The organism is Candidatus Magnetominusculus xianensis (genome assembly GCA_001541255.1).
Taxonomy (GTDB): Bacteria; Nitrospirota; Thermodesulfovibrionia; order Thermodesulfovibrionales; family Magnetobacteriaceae; genus Magnetominusculus; species Magnetominusculus xianensis.
In genome coordinates this window covers 1-6271 of sequence record LNQR01000127.1, presented here as the reverse complement: position 1 = coordinate 6271, position 6271 = coordinate 1, and the positions used below count along the sequence as shown (strand labels likewise).

At 40.9% G+C, this 6271-nt stretch carries 3 protein-coding genes; all 3 read right to left on the bottom strand.

All coding sequences use genetic code 11. From position 1 onward, the window contains the following. Positions 1-90: 90 nt before the first annotated feature. Entirely contained in the window at positions 91-255 is a 165-nt protein-coding gene (locus ASN18_RS17335) for a hypothetical protein (protein ID WP_157073053.1), read from the bottom strand. Positions 256-547: 292 nt separating this feature from the next. Next, the gene (locus ASN18_RS15940) at positions 548-3130 is read right to left on the bottom strand and encodes a S8 family serine peptidase (protein ID WP_236861828.1); all 2583 of its coding nucleotides are present in this window, start codon (positions 3128-3130) and stop codon (positions 548-550) included. 220 nt (positions 3131-3350) lie between these two features. Beyond that, a complete protein-coding gene (locus tag ASN18_RS15935; RefSeq protein ID WP_085053778.1) occupies positions 3351-5939 on the bottom strand; it encodes an InlB B-repeat-containing protein in 2589 nt (862 codons plus the stop codon). Between the last annotated feature and the right edge of the window lie 332 nt (positions 5940-6271).

Here is a 6271-nt window from a genome sequence, read left to right as displayed (position 1 = left end):
AATCTTGGTTTTGGACGATACCTTTAATCGTCTGTTACTACTGCCCTTGTGGTAAATCTCTATTACTCTTACCGGGGCTGACAAATCTCCTCATTTTGAGTCGCTCCCCAAAACTACCCTCATATCCTTTTGAACCCCAAAGACTCGGTCAGCTTCTGTCAAACTGTTGTCTTCTATCAACTCCCACACTGCGTTGTCACGAATCCGGCTTACAAAATTGCTCCCGGCTTTCCTTATCTCTTCAAATAAACTCATACCCCGCGTCCATTACATATAGTTTGTTCCCGGTCAGCTTGCTACGGAGTATGCTTTCGTGTTGCCGTCTGTTGCTTCTGCCCATACCGGCGCCTGACATCGAATTCAATAAGATATATTGATGATTGTAGCTTTAGCTCTGCTCTTCACTTCCGCTGGCAATTTCTACGCAATTTCTATACCGGACAGTATTGGGACACATCCCAATACTGTCCGATGGGATGTGTCCCTTTTATTCCCCTTTTGAGCTGACCCCTAAACGTGCGATTTTTTCCGAATTCTGTGTTCACCCCTAGTTAAAGCTAAAAACTTGAGTGTCACTGCCTGTGCAGTCATATAATTGTATTATCCCACCATTACTTGTACTCCAATCTCTAACATCCATACATTTATTACTTTGTTTACCCTTGATACTGTAGTATCCACTACTATTGACTGTTTGTGTCCAGAGCTGGTTTTGACCAGTACTGTCATTAAGATCACAGGTCCATTCTATTATCTCTGCATTATTACTGGTACTTGCATTTCTAACAGTCAGACACTTTTTGCTTTGTTTATTCTTGTAACTGTAGTAACCGCTGCTATTGACGGTGGCGGTAAAGAGTTCGCTATCGCTACCATCGCAGTCCCACTGTACTGTAGCTCCGAGAGTAGCTAAACCTCCAGCGCTTACATTTAGGCATTTACCGCTGTTCTTATTCTTGATTGAGAAATAAGTCGTGGTGTTAATCGTAAATTTCGGTGATACGGACTTATCCGAAGACATTGAAACGGTACATGAAGAACCATTTGTCGAATCACAGCCCGTCCAAGTTAAAAGTCTATAGCCTGAATTCGGTGTTGCCGTAACCGTTACGGATGTGCCAGAGGTATATGCGGCAGAACACGTATAATCACAACTTATTCCTGCCGGTGAACTTGTTACCCTGCCGCCTCCGGTAAAACTAACACTTAGGGTATAAGAATTGATGTTATCTTGGTAGGCATTAAAAACAGGGCCTTCATATGAATAGTAATTAGACAATTTGTTAATAACTTTATCTTTTTCACTCTCGCTTATCGTATAGAAATGACTTCCTACGTCTTTCCTGTAAAATCTGTATAGTGGTGAACCGCAAGATGTATCTGTTTCATAGGCATAATAAGCAGGGCCTTCATATGAATAGACATTAGACAACTCATTCATAACTTTATCTTTTTCACTCTGGTCTATCGTATAGAAATGACTTCCTACGTCTTTCCTGTAAAATCTGTATACTGGTGAAGTTCCTGCAACCTGCGTTGTAAAGGCATAATAAGCAGGGCCTTCATATGAATAGGAATTAGACAAATTGTTAATAACTTTATCTTTTTCACTCTGGCTTATCGTATAGAAATGACTTCCTATATCATTTCTGTAAAATCGATATACCGGAGATTTGGAAGCACTTGAACATGTTGTTCCTGCTTTTATTTGTGTTACTGCTGAGTCAACCTGTATTCTTGGTTTAATTAAACCATTGCGTGAGTCTTTTATTGAAACCCCGGTGTCTTTTAAGACATTAAGGATTCTAACAACTGATGCGGACGGTTTGATCTGTTTCAACACTGCCCATGCGCCAGCTACATGAGGCGCTGCCATAGAGGTACCAGACATTGTATCGTATGAGTTGTTAGGAATGGAGGAATATATAGAATCCCCAGGCGCCAATAAGGACAAGAAACTTGCGCTGTTAGAAGATGAGGCGACTGCATCATTACTTGTTGTCGAACCGACGCTGACAGCCGTAGAAATACATGCCGGAGCACCTATTCCATTGGTAGCGCCTGCGTTACCTGAAGAAATAACTGTAGCAATGCCAACAGAACGTAGATTGTCTATCTTAGACTTTCTCCCGTCACTATCACAATTAGTTGTGTATGCTTTATTAGTAGTGCTAATACTCATATTGACAGAAGCTATGGAATAGGTACTGCTTAAACTGTAAACCCTTTCCAAAGCTTTCATTTGGTCAGTATCGTATGAACGCAGGCAAGGAGGAGTTGTTCCCTCGCATGAGGTAGTGTCGTTAACTAGTGAGAACACCTGTATCGCTATAATGTTCGCCCCCTTGGCGACGCCTGATGATTCACCGGTGTTTAGTCCTGCTGCTGTCCCTGCCACATGCGTTCCATGATCGCAGTACCCGGTTGGACAATTACCCGCGTATGGCATCGCAGCGCCGCTTGATGTTGATTCAGCCACACCACCGGGGCATAGAGAACTGACGGATGTCGAATCGTTGCTCGAGTAGCAGGCCTCTGAGACAACCTTCCCTGAAAGCATAGGATGTTTCTTATCAACACCCGTATCAAGAATTGCAACAGCATGTCCAGAGCCATCATAACCCATTGACCATGCCGAAGGGGCGCCGACTTTAGTAATGTCCCAGTTAACTTGACCGGGAGCTGAGAGTTTGTCCTCCTGGACATAGACTACCTCTGGTATGGCAATCACGGTGTCAAGTGCGTGTCTGTCAACGGTCATAGCGATATCGGGGCTGTATTTGAATTTGTAATAAGAGATAACGTTGACTGAAGCCAGCTGGTCCATAACTTTGCCCTGAACCAGTGACACTTGTTTCAACTGTTCATCTGCTTCTGACTTAGACAACCAGCCTAATGGGTGAGACTGCACATCAACTTGTACAATAATTCTAACAGTACCGTATTTCTGAGCCATTAAAACCAGTTTGTTGTAAACATCAGGGTTCAATACCTTATTTATACGTTCGTTAAAAAGGTCCTGCGCTATGGCTTTAGGATAATTGATAGATAGGACAATTAACATAGCAATAGCTAAGAATTTCGAGATGGTTACTAATACATTAAATGACATGCTCATAAACTGTTTCATATTATCCTCCAAAAATTTGATCATCACCGCTATAAGGGCGGTAGCTATGTCCGACTAGTCCCGTTCCTGCCAATGCGACAAACCATAGACATCACCCGCTAGGTTACTCTATAATCTCGATACCACCCTCATTGCCGCAAATTATTTTGCAAGGCAATTTCTATGCCGGACAGTATTGGATGCGTCCCTATTATTCCTACTATTATTCCTCTAAAAACAGTTACGGCTTCGTAATGGCGTAATAAGTAGGGCCTTCATATTTGTATTGATTGGATAAGTTCTTGATAATCCAATCTTTCTCACTCATATCTATCGTCCAAAAATGAGTATCAGTGTCTATTTTATAAAATCTGTATACCGGTGAAGTGCCAGTAACATTTGTCGTATAGGCATAAAAAGTAGGCCCTTCATATTTGTATTGATTGGATAAGTTCTTGATAATCCAATCTTTCTCACTCACATCTATCGTCCAAAAATGACTATCAGTGTCTATTTTATAAAATCTGTATAACGGTGAAGCACCTGTGCAGGTTGTATAGGCGTAAAAAGTAGGGCCTTCATATTTGTATTGATTGGATAAGTTCTTGATAATCCAATCTTTCTCGCTCACATCTATCGTCCAAAAATGACTATCAGTGTCTATTTTATAAAATCTGTATAACGGTAAAGCACCTGTGCAGACTGCCGTAGATGACGTAAACGTTGCGGTTACTCCTTTACCTGATGTCATTGTAACAGTACAAGTAGAACCACTTGACGCATTGCAGCCTGACCAACTCGTAAAAGTAGAACCAGAATTGGCCGTTGCCGTTAACACTACTGATGTGCCTGACGTGTAGGACGCCGTGCCGACATTGCCGCTCCAGCTTAGAGTTCCGCTTGATGCTGCTACTGTGCCTGAACCAGTGCCAGATTTTGTTACGGTCAAGGCATAAGAGCCTGACGTGGTTCCTGAGACTACTATAGGACTATAAAAACTTGTGTGATTATTCACAGTTATACTATCTTCTGTTCCTCCTATGTTTACACGCGCCATTATATAATATGTGCCAGACGGGATACCGGAAGGAATGCTTGTAACATAGTTGCTAACGACATAATGAATAGCATTAAACGTTGTCCAATACCAGGTACCATTCCCAAGGGACTGGGGATAACACGTTGACGTGTCATCACGGGAAGTACATAAAAAAAACTGCAGATTAAGATTACTCACATTTGTAGCTGAGTTATTCTCGACAGTTACATTATAAAGCGTAATGGCTTCTCCAGAATTATAGGACGACTTGTTCGTGGTTGATGTTTTTAAACCATTATTTGCATAATAGGACTGAACTCCAACATCGGTCGGGTACTTGGCGTATGATCCATATAAACTATAAAGCGTAAATAGATCAATTGGGTGGAGATCTCCTTTTAAAAGTAGCTTGTTGTGCATACCATGCATTACTGTCGGCTCGTCGTAATTGTAACCTTCGTCCCCCAGCATAAGCCCTACTGTGTGTCCAAGTTCATGCATAAGTGAAGCAGTGTAATAATAGCCGCTAGAACCTAAAGAGCTGTTGAGATCAGTGTACCATGAGACATTTGGATTGAACATAACATCTGTCTCTGTTAACTTACAATCGCTGCCCCACCATATAAAAGTTGCTGCGCCAGCATTCCCCCATGCCGAACCATTCGACTTAGTGCTGGGGAACCCCCAATATTCACTTACGCCATTTTCACCCGCAGCACTGCCATCACTATCGGTATAACGATAAATATCTACATAATTATTATAAAAAGCCATGGCATTCACATCATACTTATAGAATTTGAAGGTGGTAGGAGTCATTTGAAAAACTACCGGTAGATTTCTTGCATACGACCAGTAATTAAACTTGCTGTTTAAGTAGGTAGCACCGCATGCTGACGACTGAACGCTCTCTTGAGTCCCCGATTTACCTGATAGTAAATACCTGAGAGACAAAGGAGCTTCCAAATATAAAGGGGCGTCTTTAGCCTTTAAAAATGAATCGTTGTCGTTATGTGTGGTAACATCTGACAGCATTTTTTTGGCTAAATTCCTTATAAAGCCGGAGAATTCACTCACAGTGTACGGTGGTCTGCTGTATGTATCTTTATTTTCGATAAAATCAGAATGCTGCGCCTTGTTAATTCCATCAGTTTGTGAAGGTAACGGCAATTCAGTAAACCTAAACCGGTCTGAAGAGGATAGAGCACCTTTATCTGGCACAAGATTGCCATTTTGTATACCAACGAGTCTTTTACTTAAAGATATTATGCCACCGGATATATCCATAATTGCATTATTACTTCGTGTTAATATATATTCCTGACCACTGGCCATATCCTTTTTGACTAAAAATATCCCAAATTCATGGCCTGTTATTGGATTTAAATATAATTTCCCGTCGTCGTACATAAAAATTAAATACCGCTGTCCTTCTATAAATTTAGGAGCACCGCTAACCCACAAGGAGAGTCCATTAAAAGTACCACCAACATAGGCTATTGCTATTTGAGGTAAACTCTGTTGACCTGAATTGGATTTTGCGTGTATTACCTCAATATCTTTGAAATGAGCCGTAGTGTAAATCAGCGCTTTCGATTCACTTGTATGCGATAACTCTTCATACATTGTTCCGATGAAAATAAGGTCAGCTCTCTGAACATTCTCTTCGATTGTTTCGGCAAAAACATAGTCAGACAAGACAAAACTACACATTACTGTAATTATTATGCACAACAGCACTGCCTTTACATTAAACCCTTTGTATAACGATGTTGACAGTATCCTCTTCATTATGAATCCCTCCACTTTAATTTTGATCATTATTCGCCATATGCGAACCATTTATATAACTTGATAGCTAAAGATTATCACAGCAGCCCATCACCTCAAGCAGTGCAGTTGCAGTCAATAACACTGACCGCTATGTTTATTTCTCTATCACATAATATATGCTCATTGTATATGATGTGGTGTTACATATCTGTTACAGATTAAAAATATTTTCAAAATATTTTTATTTTTTTATCGGAATATAGGGACACATCCAATACTGTGCGGTACAGGAATTGCTTAACAATTTACGGTAGAGGTTGAGAGCAGTCCTAAAGCTACAATTATCAGCA